Origin of the sequence: Bradyrhizobium sp. ISRA464, assembly GCF_029910095.1 — a bacterium.
In the GTDB taxonomy this organism is placed as follows: Bacteria; Pseudomonadota; Alphaproteobacteria; order Rhizobiales; family Xanthobacteraceae; genus Bradyrhizobium.
The window spans coordinates 2,128,041-2,151,238 of the sequence record NZ_CP094526.1 but is presented as its reverse complement, the minus strand read 5'-3'; the positions used below and the strand labels follow the sequence as shown (position 1 = coordinate 2,151,238).

General features: G+C 65.3%; 19 protein-coding genes and 1 other RNA gene. 5 read left to right on the top strand and 15 right to left on the bottom strand.

The annotated features are described in order from the left end of the window. Positions 1–117 precede the first annotated feature (117 nt). The 11 genes from murG to rsmH form a co-directional block, all read right to left on the bottom strand. Entirely contained in the window at positions 118–1,218 is a 1,101-nt protein-coding gene (gene murG / locus MTX19_RS10085; RefSeq protein WP_280983461.1) for an undecaprenyldiphospho-muramoylpentapeptide beta-N-acetylglucosaminyltransferase, read from the bottom strand. 35 nt (positions 1,219–1,253) lie between these two features. Next, positions 1,254–2,405, bottom strand: coding sequence for a putative lipid II flippase FtsW (ftsW, locus tag MTX19_RS10080; protein WP_280983460.1), 1,152 nt, complete (start codon positions 2,403–2,405; stop codon positions 1,254–1,256). 737 nt (positions 2,406–3,142) lie between these two features. After that, positions 3,143–4,753 (bottom strand): IS1182 family transposase, encoded by a 1,611-nt coding sequence (locus MTX19_RS10075; RefSeq protein WP_280978673.1) that lies wholly within the window; start codon positions 4,751–4,753, stop codon positions 3,143–3,145. Positions 4,754–4,828: 75 nt separating this feature from the next. Beyond that, positions 4,829–6,439 carry an IS1182 family transposase gene (locus MTX19_RS10070; RefSeq protein ID WP_280978673.1) on the bottom strand — a complete coding sequence of 537 codons (1,611 nt, stop codon included), beginning with the start codon at positions 6,437–6,439 and terminating at the stop codon, positions 4,829–4,831. A gap of 193 nt (positions 6,440–6,632) precedes the next feature. Then, complete coding sequence (gene murD / locus MTX19_RS10065; protein ID WP_280983459.1) at positions 6,633–8,033, bottom strand: UDP-N-acetylmuramoyl-L-alanine--D-glutamate ligase; 1,401 nt, start codon at positions 8,031–8,033, stop codon at positions 6,633–6,635. Positions 8,034–8,042: 9 nt separating this feature from the next. Next, positions 8,043–9,149, bottom strand: a complete 1,107-nt coding sequence (mraY, locus tag MTX19_RS10060; protein ID WP_280983458.1) for a phospho-N-acetylmuramoyl-pentapeptide-transferase — start codon at positions 9,147–9,149, stop codon at positions 8,043–8,045. A gap of 9 nt (positions 9,150–9,158) precedes the next feature. Beyond that, positions 9,159–10,595, bottom strand: coding sequence for a UDP-N-acetylmuramoylalanyl-D-glutamyl-2,6-diaminopimelate--D-alanyl-D-alanine ligase (locus tag MTX19_RS10055; protein ID WP_280983457.1), 1,437 nt, complete (start codon positions 10,593–10,595; stop codon positions 9,159–9,161). 7 nt (positions 10,596–10,602) lie between these two features. After that, positions 10,603–12,129, bottom strand: a complete 1,527-nt coding sequence (locus MTX19_RS10050) for a UDP-N-acetylmuramoyl-L-alanyl-D-glutamate--2,6-diaminopimelate ligase (RefSeq protein ID WP_280985947.1) — start codon at positions 12,127–12,129, stop codon at positions 10,603–10,605. A 100-nt stretch (positions 12,130–12,229) separates the two neighbouring features. Further along, positions 12,230–13,975: a penicillin-binding protein 2 gene (locus MTX19_RS10045; RefSeq protein ID WP_280984754.1), complete on the bottom strand. Its 1,746-nt coding sequence runs from the start codon at positions 13,973–13,975 to the stop codon at positions 12,230–12,232. A gap of 11 nt (positions 13,976–13,986) precedes the next feature. Further along, positions 13,987–14,454, bottom strand: a complete 468-nt coding sequence (locus MTX19_RS10040; RefSeq protein ID WP_280983456.1) for a hypothetical protein — start codon at positions 14,452–14,454, stop codon at positions 13,987–13,989. A gap of 2 nt (positions 14,455–14,456) precedes the next feature. Next, on the bottom strand, positions 14,457–15,452 hold the full coding sequence (gene rsmH, locus MTX19_RS10035; RefSeq protein ID WP_280983455.1) for a 16S rRNA (cytosine(1402)-N(4))-methyltransferase RsmH: 996 nt from the start codon (positions 15,450–15,452) through the stop codon (positions 14,457–14,459). Between the two features lie 468 nt (positions 15,453–15,920). Between rsmH and MTX19_RS10030 the strand changes: the two genes are divergently transcribed. Both MTX19_RS10030 and MTX19_RS10025 read left to right on the top strand, forming a co-directional pair. Continuing rightward, positions 15,921–16,787 carry an N-acetylmuramoyl-L-alanine amidase gene (locus tag MTX19_RS10030; protein ID WP_280983454.1) on the top strand — a complete coding sequence of 289 codons (867 nt, stop codon included), beginning with the start codon at positions 15,921–15,923 and terminating at the stop codon, positions 16,785–16,787. Positions 16,788–16,990: 203 nt separating this feature from the next. Further along, a complete protein-coding gene (locus tag MTX19_RS10025; RefSeq protein ID WP_280976308.1) occupies positions 16,991–17,227 on the top strand; it encodes a hypothetical protein in 237 nt (78 codons plus the stop codon). A 64-nt stretch (positions 17,228–17,291) separates the two neighbouring features. Here MTX19_RS10025 and MTX19_RS10020 read toward each other — a convergent pair whose 3' ends face one another. The 3 genes from MTX19_RS10020 to MTX19_RS10010 all read right to left on the bottom strand — a co-directional run bounded on the left by MTX19_RS10020 (position 17,292) and on the right by MTX19_RS10010 (position 19,536). Further along, positions 17,292–18,527 (bottom strand): RNA polymerase sigma factor, encoded by a 1,236-nt coding sequence (locus tag MTX19_RS10020; protein ID WP_280985946.1) that lies wholly within the window; start codon positions 18,525–18,527, stop codon positions 17,292–17,294. Between the two features lie 75 nt (positions 18,528–18,602). Then, positions 18,603–18,956, bottom strand: coding sequence for a YciI family protein (locus tag MTX19_RS10015; RefSeq protein ID WP_280976306.1), 354 nt, complete (start codon positions 18,954–18,956; stop codon positions 18,603–18,605). A gap of 139 nt (positions 18,957–19,095) precedes the next feature. Continuing rightward, the gene (locus MTX19_RS10010; protein WP_280976305.1) at positions 19,096–19,536 is read right to left on the bottom strand and encodes a PAS domain-containing protein; all 441 of its coding nucleotides are present in this window, start codon (positions 19,534–19,536) and stop codon (positions 19,096–19,098) included. Positions 19,537–19,734: 198 nt separating this feature from the next. On the opposite strand from MTX19_RS10010, the gene rnpB reads away from it, so the two are divergent. The 3 genes from rnpB (at position 19,735) to MTX19_RS09995 (ending at position 22,123) form a co-directional block, all read left to right on the top strand. After that, positions 19,735–20,149: RNase P RNA component class A (rnpB, locus tag MTX19_RS10005), an RNA gene on the top strand. Positions 20,150–20,280: 131 nt separating this feature from the next. Continuing rightward, positions 20,281–21,939 (top strand): hypothetical protein, encoded by a 1,659-nt coding sequence (locus MTX19_RS10000; RefSeq protein ID WP_280983453.1) that lies wholly within the window; start codon positions 20,281–20,283, stop codon positions 21,937–21,939. Positions 21,940–21,949: 10 nt separating this feature from the next. Next, on the top strand, positions 21,950–22,123 hold the full coding sequence (locus tag MTX19_RS09995; protein ID WP_280976303.1) for an RNA polymerase subunit sigma-70: 174 nt from the start codon (positions 21,950–21,952) through the stop codon (positions 22,121–22,123). Between the two features lie 254 nt (positions 22,124–22,377). Here MTX19_RS09995 and MTX19_RS09990 read toward each other — a convergent pair whose 3' ends face one another. After that, entirely contained in the window at positions 22,378–23,100 is a 723-nt protein-coding gene (locus MTX19_RS09990) for an alpha/beta hydrolase (protein ID WP_280984753.1), read from the bottom strand. Between the last annotated feature and the right edge of the window lie 98 nt (positions 23,101–23,198).

Genomic DNA, 23,198 nt, shown 5'->3' with positions numbered 1-23,198 from the left:
CGCGGTTGCTCCATCAGGCCCGGGCTTGCCCAGGCGTCGATGCCCTTATGAAAGACGCGGATGGCCGGGACAAGACCGGCTACGACGTCGAAGAGTCGAAAAATCATCGCGGGCCGCCTAAATCCCGGCCACATTCGTCACCAGATCGGCGAGCCGTTCCGCGGCGTCGAGCCGGCCGGCGCCGCGCGCGGCTTGCGCCATCGCGGTCAGCTTGGCGGTATCAGCGGCGAAGGCCGAGATCTCGGCGGCCAGCCGCTCGGGCGTGAAGTCGGGCTGTGCGATGCGGATCGCGCCGCCGGCCTGCGCCAGCACGCCGGCATTGGCAAACTGGTCCTGGTCGATCGCGCCCGGCAGCGGCACCAGGATCGCGGGCCGGCCGATCGCGGCAAGCTCGGCGACGGTGCCGGCGCCGGCGCGCGAGATCACCAATTGGCTCGAGGCCAGCCGTGCCGGCAGGTCGGAGAAGAACGGTGCGAGCTCGGCATTGATCTTGAGCCGGTCGTAGACGGCGCGCACCCGCACCATGTCCTCTTCGCGCACCTGCTGGGTGACGATCAGCCGGCGCCACAGCGCGGGGTCGAGCTTCTCGATCGCTGATGGCACGATATCGCTCATCACCCGCGCGCCCTGGCTGCCGCCGACGACGAGCAGGCGCAGCGGCCCGCTCGCCTCGGGCGAGGCATAGTTCACCGCCGCGGCGGCAAGGATCGCCGGACGCATCGGCGTGCCGACGGTGGTCGCCTTGCCGGCGAGCGCGGGATCGCGATCGAGCACGCCGGGCAGCGATGTCGCGATCGCGTTGACGCGGCTGGACAGGAAGCGGTTGGCGCGGCCGAGCACCGCGTTGGCGTCATGGATGATGCCGGGCACGCCGAGCAGGCGCGCAGCCATCAGCGGCGGCAAGGTGGGATAGCCGCCGAAGCCGACGACCGCGGCGGGTTTCAGCCGCCGCACCACATTGGTCGCGACCAGCGTGCCATAGCCGAGCGTGAGCGCGGTCCGCGCCAGCGAGAGCGGATTGCGGCCACGCACCGTCGCGCTCGGCACCAGGTCGATGCTGTCCCGGGCGAACAGGCCGCTGTAGCGCAGCGCGCGGCCGTCGGTCGCCAGCCGGACGCGCAGGCCACGCCGCAGCAGTTCCACGGCGAGCGCTTCGGCCGGGAACAGATGGCCGCCGGTGCCGCCGGCCGCCAGCAGAATCAGGGGCGCATTGTCCATGGCTTCCAGATAGCCGAGGCTATCCTCGCAGTCACCTAAGCGTAGGCGCGCAGCGAACTGGCGCCTTCCATCGATTCGATTTCGGTGCGCGGCCGCTGCCGCGTCAATGCCAGCATCATGCCGACGCCATAAGCAAGCGACACGAACGAGGAACCGCCGTAGGAGATGAACGGTAGCGTCATGCCCTTGGCCGGGATCAATTGCAAATTGACCGCCATGTTGATCGCCGCCTGCACGCCGAACATGATCGCAAGCCCCGACGCCGCAAAGCGCGAGAACATGTCCTCGGTGGCATAGGCGCGGGTCAGCGTGCGGATCACGACGAAGCCGAACAGCGCAACCAGCATCAGGCAGAGGATGATGCCGAATTCCTCGGCGGCGACCGCGAACACGAAGTCGGTGTGGCTGTCCGGCAGGCTGCGCTTGGCGATGCCCTCGCCCGGCCCGAGGCCGAACCAGCCGCCGTTCCAGAACGCTTCCATCGCGGTGTCGACCTGAAACGTGTCGCCGGAGGCCGGGTTCATGAAGCGCTGGATGCGGCCGGCGACGTGCGGCACCAGCAGATAGGCGCCGAACAGACCGGCACCGGCCGCGCCGGCAAGCCCGAACACCCAGATCATCCGCATGCCCGCGATGAAGAACAGCGCGCCCCATACCGTCAGGATCAGCATAGTCTGACCGAAGTCGGGCTCCATTACGAGCAGCGTGACCAGCAGCAGCAGCAGCACCAGCGCCATCGAGGTCGCCGGCATCTCCGGCCGCTTCGTCGATTCCGCAAACAGCCAGGCTGCGACGATCACGAAGGCCGGCTTGGCACATTCGGAGGCCTGGATGTTGACGCCGAGCAGCGTGATCCAGCGCCGCGAGCCCTTGACCTCGGGCCCGACCAGAAGGGTCACCACGATCAGCGCGATCGAGATCGCGAACACGATCAGCGCAGTGCGACGGATCTGCCGCGGCGTCAGGAACGACACCCCGATCAGCACGATCAGCGACGGCACCAGGAACAGCACGTGGCGGTTGAAGAAATGGAAGGGATCGAGCCCGATGCGCGTCGCGACGGGCGGGCTCGCCGCCAGCGACAGGATCACGCCGGCCAGCATCAACGCAGCGATCGCCGCAAGCAGCAGCTTGTCGACGGTCCACCACCAGTCCGAGAACGGGGTGCGTTGGTCACGGGCGAGCATGGGTGTCCCCAATGGCGGAGGTAACGTCCATTCGTGGCGCAGGATGGTTTCCAAGGGGTTAACGGGATAGATCACTTTTGATGGAGGCCGGCCACGCAACTTGACAGCGGCCGTGGTCGGATAGGCGGCTCGCTCAGCCGTCATTGCGAGCGAAGCGAAGCAATCCATGTCTCAACATATGCGGGGCGATGGATTGCTTCGTCGCCTCGCTCCTCGCAATGACGGTCGCCGGCACCCGCACAGAAGTCCACGTTCTCGCGACACGATCTGTCCGAGGTTTGCATCTTCGTTGTCGCCCTCTTCAAGCAGAGGGCGCAGGGAAAGCCGGGTGCCGATCGCACCCATGGGTCCCGAGCAAATGGAAAGCTCGGGAGGTAGGACCACAGGTGAAACCGGAACGATCCCGGCTTTCCCTGCGCGGTGGTTTACGGCTTATACGTGCTCTCCCCGGCGAGACTGGGCTTTGTTGTCACCGTCATCGACAAGGCACTTGGCCTCCTGCCGATGAGACACCTGCCACTAGGGCGTCAGGCCTGCACGACTTCACCGTCCGCCTCATGCGCACTCGTCAGTTGCGCAATCGGCGTCCACCGCATCTCGACCCAACACTCGTGACGATCGCGAAGCGCCCCTCAGGCGGGCGAGACGGGCCATTCATACACTGAGTTGCTTTTCTGGAAAACAGAAATATTTTTCGCGCGGGACCTTGCGCCGTCGAGACTGGGCAAGAATGGCAACTAAGGGGCTGGGGCGGCTCGGAAAGCACTGACGACGAGCGACAGCGAGATTTTGGCGCGGAAGGGCCGCAAAGCAAGCCGAATGGCGCGCAGAGTGGCCGCAAGGAGGTTTGCGCCGGCAATGCGCGTCTTTTCTGCAAGGTACGCGACGAAGCGGTCGAAGCCGAGAATGCTGAGCACGCGGGTGAAGTTGTAGCAAAGCGCCATCAGGCTCCATTCGCCGCGGACCTTGTCGAAGCCGCGCACGAGAAAGTGCTGATAGCCGGCGCGGCATTTGAGTGTTCCGAAAGGGTGCTCGACGATGGCGGAACGGCGGCGCATCAATGTGGCAGCCTCGGCGCTTTGCATCCTCATGCGGTGACGTTCGAGAACGTCCTCGTGTTCCCAGCGCGCGATGCTCCGGTAAGGCGCCTTCGGGGCAAGACACCGCGCGCTCAGGGGACATGCTGCGCAGGCCGCCTTGCGCGCCAGGTAGCGGATCTCGATGCGGCCGCTCGTGTTCGTCCAGCGCCCTTCCGTCGGGCGCAGCAGCTCGCCGGCCGGGCAACGGTAGGCATCGGCGTTCGCATCGTAACTGAAGTCCTTGCGGCTGAGGCGGCCTTCCTTGAGCTTGCCATTGCCCTCGTGCAGCGGCACATAGGCAACAATGCCGTCATCCTCGCAGGCCTTCAGGTCCTCGCTGGTGGAATAGCCGGCATCGGCCGCCACCTGCAGAGTCTCGACGTCGAGGGCCTCTTTTGCCGCCTTTGCCATCTCATGAAGATGGCCCGCGTCGTTGCGGTTGACGACCTCGCTGGCAACGATGAGCGTGTGCTTGTCGTCAACGACGCTCTGCACGTTGTAACCCGCAATGGTCTGGTCGCCCTTGCTCAGAAGCCTTGCGTCGGGATCGGTCTTCGAGAGTTGCCCCTTGTCGCTTGTCTCCAGGTTCTTGAGGTCGGCTTGCGCGCGCTCGCGCCGGGCCATCAGCTCCTTCACCTTCTCGCCGACATCGCCGCTGCCCTTGCTGCCATCTCCCGGACCGGCACATCGCTTGGCTTCCTCGGCATCGTTGGCTTCAAGGGCCTTGCCATAAGCCTCGATCTCCTTGTCCAACGCGGCGATCTGTTTGGCCAGCTTCCCTTGCGTGAAGATGCTGCCCTTGCTGGCGTTACCATGGAATAGCGCCCCGTCGATCGCAACGAAGGTCCCACCGATCAGGCCGAGGTCGCGCAGGAGCAGCACGAAACTGCGGTTCGCGGCCTTGAGCGCCGCCCAGTTCTCCTTGCGGAAGTTGGCGATCGTCCGATAGCCCGGCTTCATGTTCTTCAACAGCCAGATCAGCTCCAGATTGCGGCAGGCCTCCCGCTCCAACCGCCGCGACGACCTGATCTGGTTGATGTAGCCGTAAAGGTAGAGCTTCAGCAGATCGGCCGGATCGTAGGGCGGCTGCCCCACTTCGTCCGCGGCACGATCCGCATGGCGGAAGCCGAGCTTTGAAAGGTCGAGCGCGCCAACGAAACTGTCGATCGCCCGCACCGGATTCTGCTGTCCGACATAGTCCTCAATCCGGGGAGGAAGAAGACTGGGTTGCTCCCGGCTGTCGCCGGCCTTGAACGTCCGATTCGCCATGCGCCGAATCGTACATCAACTCCAAAAAATGCCGAGTTCTTGCCCAGCCTCGTCGAGACTGGGCAAGAATGGCAACTAAGGGGCTGGGGCGGCTCGGAAAGCACTGACGACGAGCGACAGCGAGATTTTGGCGCGGAAGGGCCGCAAAGCAAGCCGAATGGCGCGCAGAGTGGCCGCAAGGAGGTTTGCGCCGGCAATGCGCGTCTTTTCTGCAAGGTACGCGACGAAGCGGTCGAAGCCGAGAATGCTGAGCACGCGGGTGAAGTTGTAGCAAAGCGCCATCAGGCTCCATTCGCCGCGGACCTTGTCGAAGCCGCGCACGAGAAAGTGCTGATAGCCGGCGCGGCATTTGAGTGTTCCGAAAGGGTGCTCGACGATGGCGGAACGGCGGCGCATCAATGTGGCAGCCTCGGCGCTTTGCATCCTCATGCGGTGACGTTCGAGAACGTCCTCGTGTTCCCAGCGCGCGATGCTCCGGTAAGGCGCCTTCGGGGCAAGACACCGCGCGCTCAGGGGACATGCTGCGCAGGCCGCCTTGCGCGCCAGGTAGCGGATCTCGATGCGGCCGCTCGTGTTCGTCCAGCGCCCTTCCGTCGGGCGCAGCAGCTCGCCGGCCGGGCAACGGTAGGCATCGGCGTTCGCATCGTAACTGAAGTCCTTGCGGCTGAGGCGGCCTTCCTTGAGCTTGCCATTGCCCTCGTGCAGCGGCACATAGGCAACAATGCCGTCATCCTCGCAGGCCTTCAGGTCCTCGCTGGTGGAATAGCCGGCATCGGCCGCCACCTGCAGAGTCTCGACGTCGAGGGCCTCTTTTGCCGCCTTTGCCATCTCATGAAGATGGCCCGCGTCGTTGCGGTTGACGACCTCGCTGGCAACGATGAGCGTGTGCTTGTCGTCAACGACGCTCTGCACGTTGTAACCCGCAATGGTCTGGTCGCCCTTGCTCAGAAGCCTTGCGTCGGGATCGGTCTTCGAGAGTTGCCCCTTGTCGCTTGTCTCCAGGTTCTTGAGGTCGGCTTGCGCGCGCTCGCGCCGGGCCATCAGCTCCTTCACCTTCTCGCCGACATCGCCGCTGCCCTTGCTGCCATCTCCCGGACCGGCACATCGCTTGGCTTCCTCGGCATCGTTGGCTTCAAGGGCCTTGCCATAAGCCTCGATCTCCTTGTCCAACGCGGCGATCTGTTTGGCCAGCTTCCCTTGCGTGAAGATGCTGCCCTTGCTGGCGTTACCATGGAATAGCGCCCCGTCGATCGCAACGAAGGTCCCACCGATCAGGCCGAGGTCGCGCAGGAGCAGCACGAAACTGCGGTTCGCGGCCTTGAGCGCCGCCCAGTTCTCCTTGCGGAAGTTGGCGATCGTCCGATAGCCCGGCTTCATGTTCTTCAACAGCCAGATCAGCTCCAGATTGCGGCAGGCCTCCCGCTCCAACCGCCGCGACGACCTGATCTGGTTGATGTAGCCGTAAAGGTAGAGCTTCAGCAGATCGGCCGGATCGTAGGGCGGCTGCCCCACTTCGTCCGCGGCACGATCCGCATGGCGGAAGCCGAGCTTTGAAAGGTCGAGCGCGCCAACGAAACTGTCGATCGCCCGCACCGGATTCTGCTGTCCGACATAGTCCTCAATCCGGGGAGGAAGAAGACTGGGTTGCTCCCGGCTGTCGCCGGCCTTGAACGTCCGATTCGCCATGCGCCGAATCGTACATCAACTCCAAAAAATGCCGAGTTCTTGCCCAGCCTCGTCGGGCAAATCAGTGCCAAGGGGCGACCTCCCCCGGCCCGTCTCCCGCAAGTGCTTTAAGGCTCGTCCTGACGCCTCCAAGTCAACGGCGAGGAAGGATCAGGCAAGGTCAACTTGGTCCCTCTCGCAGCGGTAAATGTGGTCACACCACTGGCTTCACACCCGGCAACGCGTTGACGAGATCCCGGAACGCGGCGCCGCGGATTTCGAAATTGCGGTACTGGTCGAACGACGCGCAGGCCGGCGACAGCAGCACGACGGCCTCAGCAAGCCCCGAGGCCTCGGCATCGCGCGCGGCGCTGGCGACTGCGACATCGAGCGTATCGGACATCTCGTGCGGCACGCGCTCGCCCAGCGTGCCGGAAAACTCCGGCGCGGCCTCGCCGATCAGATAGGCTTTGCGGATGCGCGGGAAATAGCCTGACAGGCTGGTGATGCCGCCGGCCTTCGGCTTGCCGCCGGCGATCCAGAAGATGTCAGCGAAGGACGACAGCGCATGCGCCGCCGCATCCGCATTGGTGCCCTTGGAATCATTGACGAACAGCACGTTGCCGCGGCGGCCGACCTGCTCCATGCGGTGCGCCAGGCCGGGAAAGCTGCGCAGCCCGTTCTGCAGCACGTCGGTGGAGATTCCCATCGCGAGCGCGCAGGCCGCGGCGCACGCCGCATTCTGCGCATTGTGCAGGCCGCGCAGCGAACCGATGCCGCCGAGCCGCGCCACCTCGCTGCGCGCCGCCCCCGATGCGCGCACGATGGTCTCGTGCTCGACATAGATGCCGTCGGGCAGCGGGTTCCGCACGGAGATGCGGACCACGCGCTTGCCGGAGCGATCGAGCCGGTCGGCGATGTCGCGGGACCAGCTGTCGTCGACACCGACGATCGACGTACCGCCCGGCTGCACGCCGGCCACCAGCCGCTCCTTCACCGCGGCGTAATGCTGCAGCGTGCCGTGACGGTCGATGTGGTCCTCGCTGACATTGAGCAGGATGCCGACGGAGGGATCGAGCGAAGGTGTGAGATCGATCTGGTAGGACGACATCTCGATCACGTGCACCCGCCCCATGCGCGGCGGCTCCAGCGACAGGATCGCGGTGCCGATATTGCCGCCCATCTGGGTGTCGTAGCCGGCAACCTTGGTCAGATGCGCGATCAGCGCTGTGGTGGTCGACTTGCCGTTGGTGCCGGTGATGGCGACGAACGGCGCATTCGGCGCATGACGCCGCCGCTCGCGGCAGAACAGTTCGATGTCGCCAATCACCTCGACGCCGGCCTCGCGCGCCTTCAGCACGCTCCAGTGCGGCGCCGGATGGGTCAGCGGCGCGCCGGGCGTGAGGATCAGCGCGGCGAAATTCGCCCAGGGCATGGTGCGCAAATCGGCGGTGACGAGGCCGGCCTGTGCTGCCTTCGCGACATTATCGGCATTGTCGTCGGCGGCGATCACGTCCGCGCCACCGGCCTTCAGCGCGTGGCAGCTCGCTAGGCCGGAGCCGCCGAGGCCGAATACCGCGACCGTCTTGCCTGCGAAGGAGGTGACGGGGATCATGGCCGAGGCTCAGCGCAGCTTGAGCGTGGAGAGGCCGGCGAGCGCCAGCATCACCGAGATGATCCAGAAGCGGATCACGATCTGCGGCTCGGTCCAGCCCTTCTGTTCGAAATGATGGTGCAGCGGCGCCATCCGGAACACGCGCTTGCCGGTCAGCTTGAACGACGCGACCTGCACGATCACGGAGACCGCCTCCAGCACGAACAGGCCGCCGATCACCGCGAGCACGATCTCGTGCTTCACCGCGACCGCGGTGGCACCCAGCATGCCGCCGAGCGCCAACGAGCCGGTATCGCCCATGAAAATCGAGGCCGGCGGTGCGTTGAACCACAGGAAGCCGAGGCCGGCCCCCAGCACCGCGCCGCATAGCACCGCGAGCTCGCCGGTGCCGGCGACATAATTGATCTGAAGATAATCCGAGAACACCGCGTTGCCGGTCAGATACGAGATCATGCCGAAGCTCGCCGCCGCGATCATGACCGGCACGATGGCGAGACCGTCGAGGCCGTCGGTCAGGTTCACCGCATTGCCGGCGCCGACCATGACGAAGGCGCCGAAGATCACAAAGAACGAGCCGAAATTGATTACGAGGTCCTTGAAGAAGGGAATGACAAGCGAGGTCGAGGACACGTCGCGCCCGAGCCGGACCAGCGCATAGCAGGCGGCGAGCCCGATCAGCGCCTCGATCAGCAGCCGCAGCCTGCCGGCGAAGCCGCTGTGTGACTGCTTCGTGACCTTCAAATAATCGTCATAGAAGCCGACGAAGCCGAAGCCGAGCGTCACCGCCAGCACGATCCAGACATAGGGGTTGAGCGGGTTGGCCCAGAGCAGCGTCGACACCACCAGCCCCGACAGGATCATCAGCCCGCCCATGGTGGGCGTGCCCTTCTTGGAGATCAGATGCGACTGCGGGCCGTCGGTGCGGATCGGCTGGCCCTTGCCCTGCCGCAGCCGCAAATGGTCGATGATCCAGGGCCCGAACAGGAACACGAACAGCGCGCCGGTCACGATCGCACCGCCGGTGCGGAACGTGATGTAGCGGAACACGTTCAGGGCGCTGCGAAACGGCGCAAAACCCGGGACGGTATTGGACAGATCGATCAACCAGTAGAACATTCAGAAGTCCTATACCGCTTCTTCGTGCGCGGCCTTGTCGGGAAAGCGCTTTTCCAGCGCGCTGACGATGACCTTCATCTTCGACCCCAGCGATCCCTTCACCATGATCGCGTCACCGGTGCGGACCGCGGCGACCGCCTGCGCTTCGAGGGCCGCCGAACTCTCCGCATAGCCTCCCCGCTTGCCGGTGGAAAGGGCATCCCACAAATTCCGCATCAGCGGGCCACAACAATATACGAGGTCGATCCGGTTGGCCGCGACCGCCTCGATCAGGCCGCGGTGCAGCTCAGGCGCCGTCGGCCCGAGTTCGAGCATGTCGCCGAGAACGGCGATGCGCCGCCCATGTGGCCCGACCGGAGCCTGGCCGAGCACGTTGAGCGCGGCCCCCATCGAGGCCGGGTTGGCGTTGTAGCTTTCGTCGATCAACGTGGCCTCGCCATGGCCGACCTCGAGCGTGCGCCGCACGCCGCGTCCCGAAGGCGCCTCGAGCTGCGCCAGCGACAGCGCCGCGCGCGCGATATCCGCACCGAGCAGCGACGCGGCGGCGAGCACCGCGAGCGAATTCATTGCCATGTGCCGGCCGGGCATGCCGATCTTGTAGGTGATGTCGTGATCGAGGATGTCGGCATGCACCGCCGAGCAGGTTGAGTGCAGCGAAAGGTCGATCAGCCGCGCGTCGGATCGCCCGTTGGTGCCGAACGACACGATGCGGGAGATGCCGGCCTTCTTCGCCCGCCGCTGCAGCCGCGCGAATTGCGAGTTGTCGCGGTTGAGCACGACGGCGCCGCCGGGCTCGACGCCGAGGAAGATCTCGGCCTTGGCATCGGCGATCGCCTCGATCCCCGCGAAGAATTCCAGATGCACCGGCTCGACGGTGGTGATGACGGCGACATGCGGCCGCGCCATCCTGACCAGCGGCGTGATCTCGCCGGCATGATTCATGCCGATCTCGAACACGGCAAAGCGCACGCCCGCCGGGCAGCGCGCCAGCGACAGCGGCACGCCCCAGTGATTGTTGAACGAGGCGGTCGAGGCATGGGTCTCGCCCTGCGCCGACAACACCCGGCGCAGCGCCTCCTTGGTCGAGGTTTTCCCGACCGAGCCGGTGATCGCGATGATCTGCGTGTTGATGAGCCGGGCGCGCGACGCATGCGCGAGCTCGACGAGACCGGCGAGGACGTCGTCGACCACGAGCAGCGGCGCATCGGCGGGAAATTTGTCGCGCTGTGCGGCTTCGACCACGGCAAGCCCCGCGCCGGCCTTCAGCGCCGCCGCGACGAAGCTGTGGCCGTCATGCACGTCGCCCTTGATCGCAAAGTAGGCTTCGCCCGGCGCAATCGTGCGGCTGTCGATGGAAAGGCCGGTGACGCCCTCCGGCAGCGCGCCCCGCGTCACGGCGCGCATCGCCTTCACCATCGCATCCGACGTCCACAACAATGTGCTCATGCGCTCCTCAGCTCTTTGGTTCCGCATGATCTTGCCGGAAAACCGCTGCACATTGTGCGCTAGCGCGGCCCTCCGGGTCCGGATCATGCGCCAGCGCCGCCGCCACCGCCTCATGATCGCTGAACGGCAAGGTCCTGTCGCCGACGATCTGCCCGATCTCGTGGCCCTTGCCTGCGACCAATAGCGCATCGCCGGGCTCCAGCTCCGCTATCCCGATGCGGATCGCCTCGGCGCGATCCTCGATCTCGCGCGCGCCTTTCGCGGTCGAAAGGATCGCGGCGCGGATCGCTTCCGGCCTCTCGCTGCGCGGATTGTCGTCGGTGACGATGACATGATCGGCGTTCCCGGCCGCGATCTCGCCCATGATCGGCCGCTTGCCCGCGTCGCGGTCGCCGCCGGCGCCGAAGATCACGACGAGCTTGCGCCTGGCATAGGGCCTGAGCGCCTGCAGCGCCTTGGCGAGCGCATCGGGCTTGTGCGCGTAGTCGACGAAGATCGGCGCGCCGTTGTGCTCGCCGACAAGCTCCAGCCTGCCCTTCGCGCCCTTGAGATATTCGAGGCTGCCGAACACCTCGTCCGCAGCGCCGCCGGTGCCGATCACGAGGCCCGCCGCGACCAGCGCGTTCTCGATCTGGAACTCGCCGACCAGCGGCAGCCTGATCGTATGGCTCCGGCCGCGATGCTCGATGACGAGCTTCTGCGCAAAGCCGTCGATCGCGGCATCGACGAGACGAATGCCCTCGCCCGCATCGGCCTTGCGCCCGACCGTGATGATCCGAAGCCCGCGCGCGCGCGCCGCACCGATCACCTGCGCCGAGCAGTCGTGATCGGCCGCGATCACCGCCGCGCCGCCACTGGTGACGAGGTTGCGGAACAGGCGCAGCTTGGCATTCAGGTAATGCGCGACGTCGGGATGATAGTCCATGTGGTCGCGCGAGAGATTGGTGAAGCCGCCGGCGGTGATCCGCACGCCGTCGAGGCGATACTGATCGAGGCCGTGCGACGAGGCTTCAAACGCCAGATGCGTCACGCCGTCGGCCGCGATCTCGTCGAGTTGCCGGTGCAGCGCGATCGGATCGGGCGTGGTCAGCGAGCCGTACACGGTGCGCTTGTCCGAGACCAGTCCGATGGTGCCGATGCTCGCGGAGACGTGGCCGAGCCGCCGCCAGATCTGGCGCGTGAACGCCGCAACCGAGGTCTTGCCGCTGGTGCCGGTCACCGCAGCGATCGTTTCGGGCTGCCGCGGATAGAATCTGGCCGCGGCCAGCGCCAGCGCCCGGCGCGCATTGGTCGTGACGAAGAACGGCACGCGCAGCGCGCCTTGCGGCGGATGGTCGCCTGCGACCGCGACCGCGCCGGCCGCGATCGCCGCATCGATGAAGCGCGCGCCGTCGGTCTTGAGGCCGGCCAGCGCGAAGAACAGGTCGCCCGGCTTCACAGCCCGGCTGTCGACCGCAAGTCCGCCGACCACGACAGCATCGGCACGCGGATCGATCGTGGCGGCGTCATCGCTGAAGAGGTCGCGAAGTCTCATGATGTTCCAGTTGGCTGGCGCAACAGGCGCCGCTGTTTGAGCATGATCCGACTGGAAAAACCGCTATGCACTCTTTCCGGATCATGCTGTCTGGTACGCCTTACTGGGTTGTTCTGGATGCCGCAAGAATAAGGCGGTCGGACGGCGGCAGGTCGAATCGCGGTTCTATCCCCAAAATCGGCGCAATTCGGGCAATCACCTTGCCGCCGGTGGGCACCGCGTTCCAGCCGGAAGTGATGAACCCGTAGGTTTCCTTCAGCGCCTGCGGCTCGTCGAGCATGATCAGGAGCTGATATTTCGGATTGTCGGCAGGCATGATCGCGGTGAAGGCGGTGAGCACGCGCTTCTTGGCGTAGCGGCCGTTGACCACCTTCTCGGCCGTGCCGGTCTTGCCGCCGATATAGTAACCCTTGACGTCGGCCTTGCGCGCGGTGCCGACCTCGGCGTTGAGGCGCATCAGATAGCGCATCTTCTCGGAGGTCTCGGGCTTGATCACTCGCTTCGCCAGCGCCATCGCTTCCGGCTCGGTCCGCTTCAGGAATGTCGGCGGAATCAAGTAGCCGCCATTGACCAGCGCATCGATCCCCATCACCGCCTGCAACGGCGCCACCGCGATGCCGTGACCGAAGGAGATGGTCACCGTGTTCAGCTCGCCCCAATGCTTCGGCACGATAGGAGACGCGCTTTCGGGGAGCTCGGTGCGCAGGCGGGTGAGCTGTCCCATCTTGCGCAGGAACGCCTTGTGAGCCTCGACTCCCTGCGCCAACGCGATGCGCGCCGCGCCGACGTTGGACGAGAAATAGAAGACTTCCTTCATGTTGAGGAAGCGTCCCTTCGGCTCGTCGTCGTGGATCGCGAACTTGCCATAATGCAGCGGACCGCGCGCATCCCACAGCGAGTTGAGGTCGTATTTTCCGGTGTCGAGCGCCATCGCCAGCGTGAACGCCTTGAAGGTCGAGCCCATCTCGTAGACGCCGGTGGTCAGGCGGTTGATGCGGTCGGGATCGTGCGCTTCCTTCGGATTGTTCGGGTCGAAGTCGGGCAGCGACACCATCGCCACGATCTCGCCGGTGCGCACGTTGGACACGAGGCCGGAGGCGGCCTTGGCCTTGAACTTCTCCTTGGCCTTGATCAATTCGTCGCGCAGCGCGTGCTCGACGCGCAGGTCGATCGACAGCTCCACCGGCTTCTGCAGCCGGTCGGTGGCGAAGCCTGCGCGGTGCAGATCGGCCAGACCGTTGCTGTCCAGCCACTTCTCCATGCCGGCGATGCCCTGGTTGTCGATGTTGACCAGGCCGATCAGATGGGCAACCTCGTTGCCGGTCGGATAGACGCGCTTGTTCTCGCGCAGGAAGCCGATGCCGGGGATGCCGAGGCGATGGATGTCGAGCTGCTGCTTCGGCGTGATCTCGCGCTTCAGCCAGACGAAGCCCTTGCGCGACGACAGGCGGTCGCGCACCTCGCCGGTGTCGAGATCGGGCAACGTCGCGGTCAGGAGCTCGATCGCCTCGTCCTTGTCGATGATGCGGCGCGGCTCGCCGAACAGGCTCGGCGCCTTGACGTCGGTGGCGAGAATCGCGCCGTTGCGGTCGATGATGTCGGGCCGCGCGGTCGCGATCGCGTCCTGCGAGGCGGTGCGCCGCGCGCCATGGCTGTCGGCGCCGATCGCGAACAGCACCAGACGGCCGGCAAGCACACAATAGACCACGGCAAAGGCGAGGATCGCGAAGCCGACGCGGGCGCGCGCCTTCGCGGTGCGGTCGACATTGCGCCCGTACAGCAGGTTACGGATCAGCCGCTGGCGCCAGGGCTCGGCCGGTTTGTTGGCGGGCGCCGGATCGGTCATGGCTGATCCAGTCATTGCTGATCTCCTGGGGCCTGCTCGGGCTCTGCCACGGGCGCCGCCTGGTCCGCGGCCGGCTGGTCGGCAGCGGGCTGGTCGGCAGCGGGCGCCGAGATCGACCCCGTTGTGCTGTCGGGTTCGGCGGCCGCCTCGATCGTGTCGATCATGGCGCCGATCGGGTCGCGCGCGCCGGGCCGCGTAAAGTTCGGCGGCCGCTCAGGAAGGTTCTTCAGGGAATCGTACTGGTTGGCGTTGATCGGCTTGAGCGGCAGATGCCGCTCGACAAGGCCCTGCAGCCGCAACGGCGCATCGAGCTTGGCCCATTCGGCGCGCAGCACCGCGATCGCGTCGCGCTGCTTGCGGATCTCCGCGTTGAGCTGCAGCACGCGTTCGACGCGCGCGGTCGATTCCATCTTGATGCGGTAGACGTAGGACGCCGCGAAGATCAGCATGCCGATGACGAGAAAGTGGAGGATGCGCATCGTCAGCCTCCCCGCATCACGTCGGCGAGCCGTGGCCAGGACGGCAAGGCATCGGCCTCGTGCACCGGCGCCGCGGTCCGTTCGGCGGCGCGCAGCTTCGCGGACCGCGCGCGCGGATTGGCCGCGACCTCGGCGTCATCGGGCGCGACCGGGCGCTTGGTCAGGATCTTGAAGCTCGGCGCTGATTGCGCGACCTCGGGCATATGCCGCGATCCGGCGCTGATCTTGCCGCGCAGGCTGAGGAAATTCTTGACGATGCGGTCTTCCAGCGAATGGAAGGAGACCACGACCAGCCGGCCGCCCGGCTTCAGCACGCGCTCGGCCGCCGCGAGCGCCTGATGCAGCTCGTCGAGCTCTTCATTGACGAAGATGCGCAGCGCCTGGAACGTCCGCGTCGCCGGGTGGATCTCGTTCGGCTTGGCGCGCACGACCCTGGCGACGATGTCGGCAAGCGCCTCGGTCGTCGTGATCGGTGCCTCCTTGCGGGCGGCGACGATCGCGCGCGCGACGCCGCGCGAGTGGCGCTCCTCGCCGAAGATATAGATGATGTCGGCGAGCTCGCGCTCGGATGCCTTCGCGACCACGTCGGCGGCGGTCGGGCCGCTCTGCCCCATCCGCATGTCGAGCGGGCCGCTGCTGCGGAACGAGAAGCCGCGCTCGGCCTGGTCGAGCTGCATCGAGGAGACGCCGACATCCATCACGACGCCGTCGACGGCATCCAGCCCCTGCGCCGCGCAAACCTCCGCAAGGTGGGAGAAGCGATCCTCGACCAGCGTCAGCCGGCCGCCGGAACGGTCGACCAGGTCGAAGCCGCCCAGGATCGCCGTGCGGTCGCGGTCGATGCCGATCACGCGGGTGTCGGCGACGTCGAGAAGCGCGCGGCTGTAGCCGCCGGCGCCGAAGGTGGCATCGACATAAATGCCGCCGGCGCGCGGCGCGAGATAGCCGACCGCCTCGCGGCCGAGCACGGAAATGTGACGGGAGGCATGGACGCTCATCCGCCGCCCCCGGGCGGGGCTGCGCACGTAACATGGAATATGGACGCGCGCCGACTCATTGCGCCTCGAATCCTCGCGCCTTGGCAGGCTGTTCCGATCGAAGAGCCGTTGCGAGATGCGCGCGCCCGTTCCCATTGTCGGCTGCAAATCCTGATGTCCGACCGGAATTCGCTGGGCTTCCATGGGATTTCGCGCAAAAGCGGACCTCGGCCGTCCCCAAAAGACCGGTTCGGCTCTTCACCTCTCAGTAACGGCACTTAGCGTTAAGAAACGGTTGATGATGTGTTAGCGGACTAGCAGGCCTTTTAGCCGCTTTCGACTGGTGCCCTCGGCACACATCCGGGGCAAAATGCGCCCGAGGGAACCGGCTGGTCGATTGCACCGGCCCGCAGGGTAAAGGAATAGTAAACGCCTGTTCTTTTATACTTATGTCAAATTGCCGTTCTCCCGCCGGGTTTGAGTGATTCGATGGCTTCTGGTTCGTCCACGTCTGCAAATGCTGATTCGAAGCGTCAACGGGCCCTTCCCGTTCCGAGGGCTGTTGCCGATATGACGACGTTCACGCCCGATTCCTCGATCGCCTCCGACGTGATTCCGTCGATGAACTTTGGCGAGCGCGCCAACAACCGCCAGCCCGACATGATCGTGCTGCACTATACCGGCATGCCCGACGTCGAGGGCGCGATCACGCAGCTCTGCACGCCCGGCACCGAGGTCTCGGCGCACTACATCGTGCTCGAGGACGGCCGCATCGTGCAATGCGTGCCCGAGAGCAAGCGCGCCTGGCATGCCGGCGTGTCGTTCTGGGCCGGCGAGGACGACATCAATTCCTGCTCGATCGGTGTCGAGATCGTCAATCGCGGCCATGACTGGGGCTATCCGGACTTTCCGCTGCGCCAGATCGCGGCGGTCATCGCGCTGTGCCGTGGCATCATGCTGCGCCGCAAGGTGCCCTCGCATCGCGTGCTCGGCCACTCCGACGTCGCGCCGGCACGCAAGAAGGATCCCGGTGAGAAATTCCCCTGGCATTCGCTGGCCAATTCCGGCGTCGGCCACTGGGTACAGCCGGCGCCGATCGTGCGCGGAGACGCGCTGATGCTTGGCGCGATCAGCGACAACGTCGCGAAGATGCAGGCGGCGTTCGCGCGCTACGGCTACAACATTCCGACCCACGGCAAATACGACGGCGCGACCATGGAAGCGGTCACCGCCTTCCAGCGCCACTTCCGCCCGGAACGCATCGACGGCATCGCCGACCGCTCGACCATGGCGACGCTTCACGCGCTGCTGGCGAGCCTGCCGGAGGACGCAACGACGGCGACGCCGGCGAGATAGCCGATCCACATCGCTAAGCTCACTGCGGTGCAGAGGCGCGGCCTCGCTTGCCCCTTGCGGAGCCTGCGCGACCTGCCTCGCAACGACGAAATCGGCAAAGGAATCCGATCCGATAATTTCCGGCCGGATGAGCGTGCCCGAACGGGAACTTTTCACCATCGCGCCGATTTTTTTGTTGGGGCAGTTTGACTGGAGATTGGTCCATGTTCAAAGCACTCATTGCAGGCGCTGTCGCCATCGGCCTCGCCGTCGCTCCGGCAGCCGCAGGCGCCATGACGATGCAGCACAAGACCCACAAGGTCCATCATGCGAAGAAGATGACACCCGGCACCACGACCGGCATGTCGAGCGGAAAATCGAGTGGAACAGCGACCCAAAAGCCGAGCGGAACGGCGAATCAAAAAACGAACGGCGGTGGAACGACAAAACAGGGCTATTGAGCACGTCGAACGTCGCGCGTCCGCTGGCGCTCGTTGATGGTTGATGCACGAAGATGAGGTGACGTCACCTCATCTCCGCTATGCGCCGTGCATAGAGTCGACGCAACGGCTCCAATTGCGTGGCATCGGTCGCGAGGAGATACGCTTTTCGCGCCTCCTCATTGCGGCCGAGCCGCCGTAACAGGTCGGCGCGCACCGCGGGGAGCAACTCGTATCCTTTCAGCCTACCGCGTGCCTCAAGCGCATCGATCAGGTCGAGCGCGCGCGCCGGACCGTCGACCATCGACACCGCGGCGGCGTGGTTGAGCTCGATCACCGGCGATGGACTGATCCGCAACAGCACCTGATAGAGGCCCGCGATCTGCGGCCAGTCGGTGTCATTATAATTGGGCGCCCGCGCGTGCAGCGCGGCGATCGCGGCCTGCACCGCATAGGATTGCGGCCGGCCCGGCATCCGCAGCGCCTGCTCGACCAGCCTCAGGCCTTCGGCGATCTGGTTGAAATCCCACAGCGTGCGGTCCTGCTCCTCGAGCAACACGATGTCGCCGCCCGTGGTCTGGCGGCCGGCGCGGCGCGCGTCGTGCAGCAGCATCAGCGCCAGCAATCCCTTGATCTCGCCGCGCGCGGGCATCAATGCATCGAGCAGCCGCGCCAGCCGGATCGCCTCCCGCGCCAGATCCGGCCGCATCAGGTCCTCGCCCGCGGTGGCGGCATAGCCTTCGGTGAAGACGAGATAGATCACCGCGAGCACGCCGTTGAGCCGCGGCTCGAGCGCTTCGCGCTCCGGCACCTCATAGGGAATGCCGGCGAGCCTGATCTTCTGCTTGGCGCGCAACAGCCGCTGCGCCATCGCGTCTTCGCTCACAAGGAACGCACGCGCGACCTGCGCCGTGGTCAACCCGCACACCGTGCGCAGCGTCAGTGCGACCTGAACCTCCTCGGCAAAGGCCGGATGGCAGCAGGTGAAGATCAGCCGCAGCATGTCGTCATCAAGCGTGGCATCGGCCGGTTCGGCCGATGGTTCCGCATCGAGATGCATCTGATGCGTCAGTTCCTGCTGCTTGCCGCGAAAGGTCGCGGCGCGGCGCACGCGGTCGATCGCCTTGTTGCGGCCGACATTGACGAGCCATGCGCGAGGATTGGACGGCGGCTCGCCGATCGGCCAGCGCTGCAGCGCCACCGCGAAGGCATCCTGCAGGGAATCCTCGGCAAGATCGAAATCGCCGACGAGGCGGATCAGCGTGGCCAGCGCCCGCCCCGCCTCGTCGCGAAAGATCTTCTCGATGTCGCCTGGGGTCATGACGTGCTCTCGGAGAAACGTCGTTCCGGGACGCACGCACCTTGCGCGAGCATCCCGGACATCACGGCTCCGTCGTCAATTGTCGTAGATCATCACCGGGCGGACCTCGATCGAGCCGGTCTTGGCGCCGGGAATTCGCGCGGCGAGGCCGAGCGCGGTGTCGAGGTCCTTGGCGTCGACCAGATAGTAGCCGGCGAGTTGCTCGCGGGTTTCCGCGAACGGGCCATCGGTGGTCAGGATCTTGCCGTCGCGGACCCGCACCGTGGTCGCGGTGGTCGTGGGCTGCAGGCCGTCGCCGGCCTTGAAATGACCGCTCTGGATGATGGACTGGGTGTAGGCGGCGTACTCCGCCGAGACTTTCTTGCGCTCGTCGGGGTTCGTATGGGCCAAGTCCGCTTCGTTCCGGTAGATCAACAGCAGGTACTGCATTTGAAATCTCCTCTTGGTCGGCTGGATCGCCGACACCCAGTCGAACGGGCGACACGCACAACGACATCGTAGTGGAGAATTTTTTAGCGCGGCGCAGAAACGTAACTGCGCGCCGCGCCCGCGGCAATTCGGTCCGGCCTCATGGATGGGTTTTGGCCTGCTCGGACTGCGCCAGCCGGCGTCTCAACTCCTTCATCTCCTCGAAGCGTTTGGTCACGTCACGCATGACGGCCGCCGTGCCGACGACCTGCTGCCCGGCGTCGTGCAGCATCACAATGGTGAATTCGACGGAGATACGCCGGCCATCCTTGGCGAGAGCGGGCACCGAAAGCAGGTCGCCATGACCGTAACGGCTGGTTCCCGTCTCCATGACGTGGCGATAGCCGGCCCAGTGGCGTGCGCGCAGGCCTTCGGGAACAATGAGGTCAAGCGATTGTCCGACGGCTTCCTCGGCCGAGAAGCCGAAGATCCTGACCGCGCCGGGATTCCAGAACGTGATGCGGCCTTCGCGATCGGTCGCAACGACCGCATCGGACGCACCGTTGAGTACCGCTTCTCCCACGGCTGCAGCAATATTCATCATTCATCTCCTGCTCATTCCGAACCTGCTCTGGGCCCGGATGCTCGCGCTGGCAAGCGCAGAAATGACAATGCGCAGCCGCCGCCGGCGTGGTTCCGGCGCTGTGCTCGACACCCGGCGCCGAAAATCACGGATGCGGCTGGATTAACCATCGCAACCGCTTGACGCGGCGGATCAAAACCCCCATGCCATAGGGCGTCAGTCGGCTGGACGGCCGCTCCCGCAAGTGCCGAAAGGCCGCGGGAGAGGAAAGTCCGGGCTCCATCGACATGCGGTGCCGGATAACATCCGGCGGGGGCAACCCCAGGGAAAGTGCCACAGAGAACGAACCGCTCCCTCCTCGGAGGAAGTAAGGGTGAAAAGGTGCGGTAAGAGCGCACCGCGTTTCCGGCAACGGCGACGGCATGGCAAACCCCACCGGGAGCAAAACCGAATAGGGACGGCAACGCGGTCAGTTCGCGACATCGCGATAACACTGCAGGGCGATGTCAGGCCCGCTGTCCGGGTAGGTTGCTTGAGGCGAGGTGCAAACCTTGTCCCAGAGGAATGGCCGTCACGTACCATTCGCGAGAATGGTGCCCTACAGAACCCGGCTTACAGGCCGGCTGATGCTCTGCAAATGAGGGGCTCGGCGCAGCACGCCGGGCCCCTCGCCATTTGGTGGTACCACTTCGCACGCGCTGTGATGGACCGGGGCTTTTTGATAGGGTGCCGAACCGGCGCTGCTGCATCAGGACAAACGGCATGACCTACTTTGATCTCGGGCCGTACAGCCGCAAAGTCACCACGTCCTCCCCCGACGCCCAGCTTTGGTTCGACCGCGGGCTCAACTGGGTGTTCGGCTTCAACCATGGCGAGGCCATCAAGTGCTTCCAGAAGGCGCTCCAGCATGACGGCGAATGCGCCATGGCGCATTGGGGCATCAGCTATGCCGCGGGGCCGAACTACAATCTGCCATGGGTTCGCTATGACCCGCAGGGGCGGCAGATGGCGCTGTCGGCCTCTTACGATGCCATGCAGCAGGCGCTCGCGCATGCTGGGAAGGCAAGTCCAGTCGAGCAGGCGATGATCAACGCCCTGCCCGCGCGTTATCCGCAGCGCGAGGCGATCGACGACATGACGCCGTGGGACAAGGCCTTCACGGCAAAGATGCGCAAAGTGTTCAAGGACTTTCCCGATGACATCGAGGTCCGCGCCGTCCTTGCCGAAGCGATCATGAACGAAACGCCGTGGCAGATGTGGGACCTAGCCTCCGGCAGGCCGACGGAAGGAGCCGGCACCGAGGAATGCAGAGCGCTCCTCGAAGGCGCGTTCGACAAAGTCCCGGCGTCGTGGAATCACCCGGGCCTGCTGCATCTCTACGTCCATCTGATGGAGATGTCGCCCTTCCCGCAGCTGGCGATGCGGGCCGGCGACCGGTTGCGCGCGATCGTGCCCGACGGCGGTCACCTGATCCACATGCCGACGCATCTCGATGTGTTGTGCGGTCAATACAACGACGTCCTGCTCTACAATCAAAAGGCGCTGAAGGCCGACCGGAGCTTCCTCGCCTATTCGGACGATCCGGGCGTCTATTTGATCTATGTCGTCCACAACTTCCACTTCGCGATCTACGGCGCGATGTTCCTTGGCCAGTACACACCCGCCATTGCGGCGGCCGAGCAGTTGATCGCTACGGTGCCGGAGCCGGTTCTGCGAATTCAATCGCCGCCGATGGCCGATTTCCTCGAAGGCTATCTGACGATGAAGCAGCACGTTCTCGTGCGCTTCGGAAAATGGCGCGAGATCATCGAACAAGAGCTGCCGGAGGATCGCCACCTCTACTGCTCGGTGACGGCCATGATCCACTACGCCAAGGCGGTCGCGCATTCCGCGCTTGGCAATGTCGCCAAGGCCGAAGCCGAGAAGGCCCTGTTTGCGGCAGCGAAGGCCCGCGTGCCGGAGAGCAGACTCGTGCACAACAACAAGGTCTCGAACCTGCTCAATGTCGCCGAGGCGATGCTCAATGGCGAGCTGGAATACCGCAAGGGCAATTACGACATTGCGTTCGCGCATCTGCGCGGCTCAGTCGAGCTCTCCGACGCGTTGCCCTACGATGAGCCATGGGGATGGATGCAGCCGCCCCGCCATGCGCTCGGCGCGTTGCTGCTCGAGCAAGGACGAATCGAGGAAGCCGAGGCGGTCTACCGCTCCGATCTCGGCCTTGATGGCAAGCTAAGTCGGGCCTGCCAGCATCCGGACAATCTGTGGTCGCTCCACGGGCTGCACGAATGCCTGGCTCGGCGCGGCGAGAAGGTCGAGAGCGCGCTGATCAAGCAGCGGCTCGATCTCGCGCAGGCGCGCGCGGAGATCCCTATCAAGGCATCCTGCTTCTGTCGACGAACGGCGCTAGCTGCCGCGTAAGGGATTCCAGATGGACCTGCGGAAGATCATCGAGGCTGCACGCGAAATCAACGATCGGACCGGCGCTGTCACCTCCGATCAGCTCAACGAGCTGTGCCCGAAAGAGCTCTCGCTTGAGGACGTCCAGGCCCTGCTCAAGGCGCTGAGAGATGAAGGGATTCAACTCGCAGACAAGGAGACCTGACCAACGGGCCCTGAGCAGGATGTCGATCGCTTCCAGCGGACGCGGTTCGCCGGGCGTCAGCACGACCCGACTGCAGTTCCGATTGCGATCACGGCGGCGAGCGCGATGGTCAAGCGGCCTGAAGCTGATCCCGTCAGCGCCGCCAGCAGGTGCATCGCGACGGCAAGCGACACCAGCGGGCCGCCGGGTCTTGGCCGATTGGTCAACGTTTTCGAAAATGCGACATGTGTCGTGTGATGCGCGCCGACCAGTTCCTATGCTGGCCGAGCCGCGATCTCGATCAACAGCGCCATCAGCGCCTCCGGCGCGGTGACGTTCGGCGCGTGGCTGGCGTCGATCTCGAAATAGCGCCAGCCGGCCTCGGCCTTCGTGCGCTTCGCAAATTGCCCGAAGGTATCGGCCGGCGTGATGCGGGTGGCGTAGATGTAGCTGCGCGGCAATGCTGGCTCGCCGTGCTGCAGCGTCAGCCTCTGCTCGAAACATTTGAGCGGCATGTCGGCGCGGCGCGCGGTCAGCCATTCGACGTCGGCGGGCGAGGTGTCCGGCGGCGTCGGCATCGGCGGGATGCGCCAGCCGTCACCGTTCCGCGCGGCGTCCCGCATCTTCTCGATCGCAACTTCGTTGAGGTCGAACAGCGATTGTCCGTCGCGCGGCACGAAGGCATCGAGATAGATCAGCTGCGCCACGCGCTCGCGCGCGCGATCGGCGACGCCGGTCGCGACCATGCCGCCATAGGAGTGGCCGAGCAGCACGATGTCGCGCAGGTCCTCATATCTGATGACGGCAAGCATGTCCGCGATGTGCGCTTCCAGGTCGATCGACGGATTGGCGAGATGCGCGCGCTCGCCGAGCCCGGTGTAGCTCGGGGTGACCAGCCGGTGCCCGGCGGCCTGCATCAGCGGATGCATCTTCTTCCACGCCCATCCCGCCGACCAGGCGCCGTGACAGACCAGAAAGGTTTTGGACGAACTCGTCATCATGGGGCACGCTTCCAGTTTCGATTATGGTTGAAGAGCCGAGATTTCGAATAGTACCCGCTGCTGTCGTCGTGTAAACGTCGCCGCAATGACCAAGA

What these genes read in the sequence shown, in the direction of transcription:
- MTX19_RS10000 (WP_280983453.1), top strand. Translation starts at nt 20,281, where the DNA reads ATGACCTACTTTGATCTCGGGCCGTACAGCCGCAAAGTCACCACGTCC.
- ftsW (WP_280983460.1), bottom strand. Translation starts at nt 2,405, where the DNA reads ATGCTCGCCCGTGACCAACGCACCCCGTTCTCGGACTGGTGGTGGACC.
- mraY (WP_280983458.1), bottom strand. Translation starts at nt 9,149, where the DNA reads ATGTTCTACTGGTTGATCGATCTGTCCAATACCGTCCCGGGTTTTGCG.
- MTX19_RS10015 (WP_280976306.1), bottom strand. Translation starts at nt 18,956, where the DNA reads ATGCAGTACCTGCTGTTGATCTACCGGAACGAAGCGGACTTGGCCCAT.
- MTX19_RS10040 (WP_280983456.1), bottom strand. Translation starts at nt 14,454, where the DNA reads ATGCGCATCCTCCACTTTCTCGTCATCGGCATGCTGATCTTCGCGGCG.
- MTX19_RS10045 (WP_280984754.1), bottom strand. Translation starts at nt 13,975, where the DNA reads ATGACCGATCCGGCGCCCGCCAACAAACCGGCCGAGCCCTGGCGCCAG.
- MTX19_RS10050 (WP_280985947.1), bottom strand. Translation starts at nt 12,129, where the DNA reads ATGAGACTTCGCGACCTCTTCAGCGATGACGCCGCCACGATCGATCCG.
- MTX19_RS09990 (WP_280984753.1), bottom strand. Translation starts at nt 23,100, where the DNA reads ATGACGAGTTCGTCCAAAACCTTTCTGGTCTGTCACGGCGCCTGGTCG.
- rsmH (WP_280983455.1), bottom strand. Translation starts at nt 15,452, where the DNA reads ATGAGCGTCCATGCCTCCCGTCACATTTCCGTGCTCGGCCGCGAGGCG.
- MTX19_RS10030 (WP_280983454.1), top strand. Translation starts at nt 15,921, where the DNA reads ATGGCTTCTGGTTCGTCCACGTCTGCAAATGCTGATTCGAAGCGTCAA.
- MTX19_RS10020 (WP_280985946.1), bottom strand. Translation starts at nt 18,527, where the DNA reads ATGACCCCAGGCGACATCGAGAAGATCTTTCGCGACGAGGCGGGGCGG.
- MTX19_RS10055 (WP_280983457.1), bottom strand. Translation starts at nt 10,595, where the DNA reads ATGAGCACATTGTTGTGGACGTCGGATGCGATGGTGAAGGCGATGCGC.
- MTX19_RS10025 (WP_280976308.1), top strand. Translation starts at nt 16,991, where the DNA reads ATGTTCAAAGCACTCATTGCAGGCGCTGTCGCCATCGGCCTCGCCGTC.
- MTX19_RS09995 (WP_280976303.1), top strand. Translation starts at nt 21,950, where the DNA reads ATGGACCTGCGGAAGATCATCGAGGCTGCACGCGAAATCAACGATCGG.
- MTX19_RS10075 (WP_280978673.1), bottom strand. Translation starts at nt 4,753, where the DNA reads ATGGCGAATCGGACGTTCAAGGCCGGCGACAGCCGGGAGCAACCCAGT.
- murD (WP_280983459.1), bottom strand. Translation starts at nt 8,033, where the DNA reads ATGATCCCCGTCACCTCCTTCGCAGGCAAGACGGTCGCGGTATTCGGC.
- murG (WP_280983461.1), bottom strand. Translation starts at nt 1,218, where the DNA reads ATGGACAATGCGCCCCTGATTCTGCTGGCGGCCGGCGGCACCGGCGGC.
- MTX19_RS10070 (WP_280978673.1), bottom strand. Translation starts at nt 6,439, where the DNA reads ATGGCGAATCGGACGTTCAAGGCCGGCGACAGCCGGGAGCAACCCAGT.
- MTX19_RS10010 (WP_280976305.1), bottom strand. Translation starts at nt 19,536, where the DNA reads ATGAATATTGCTGCAGCCGTGGGAGAAGCGGTACTCAACGGTGCGTCC.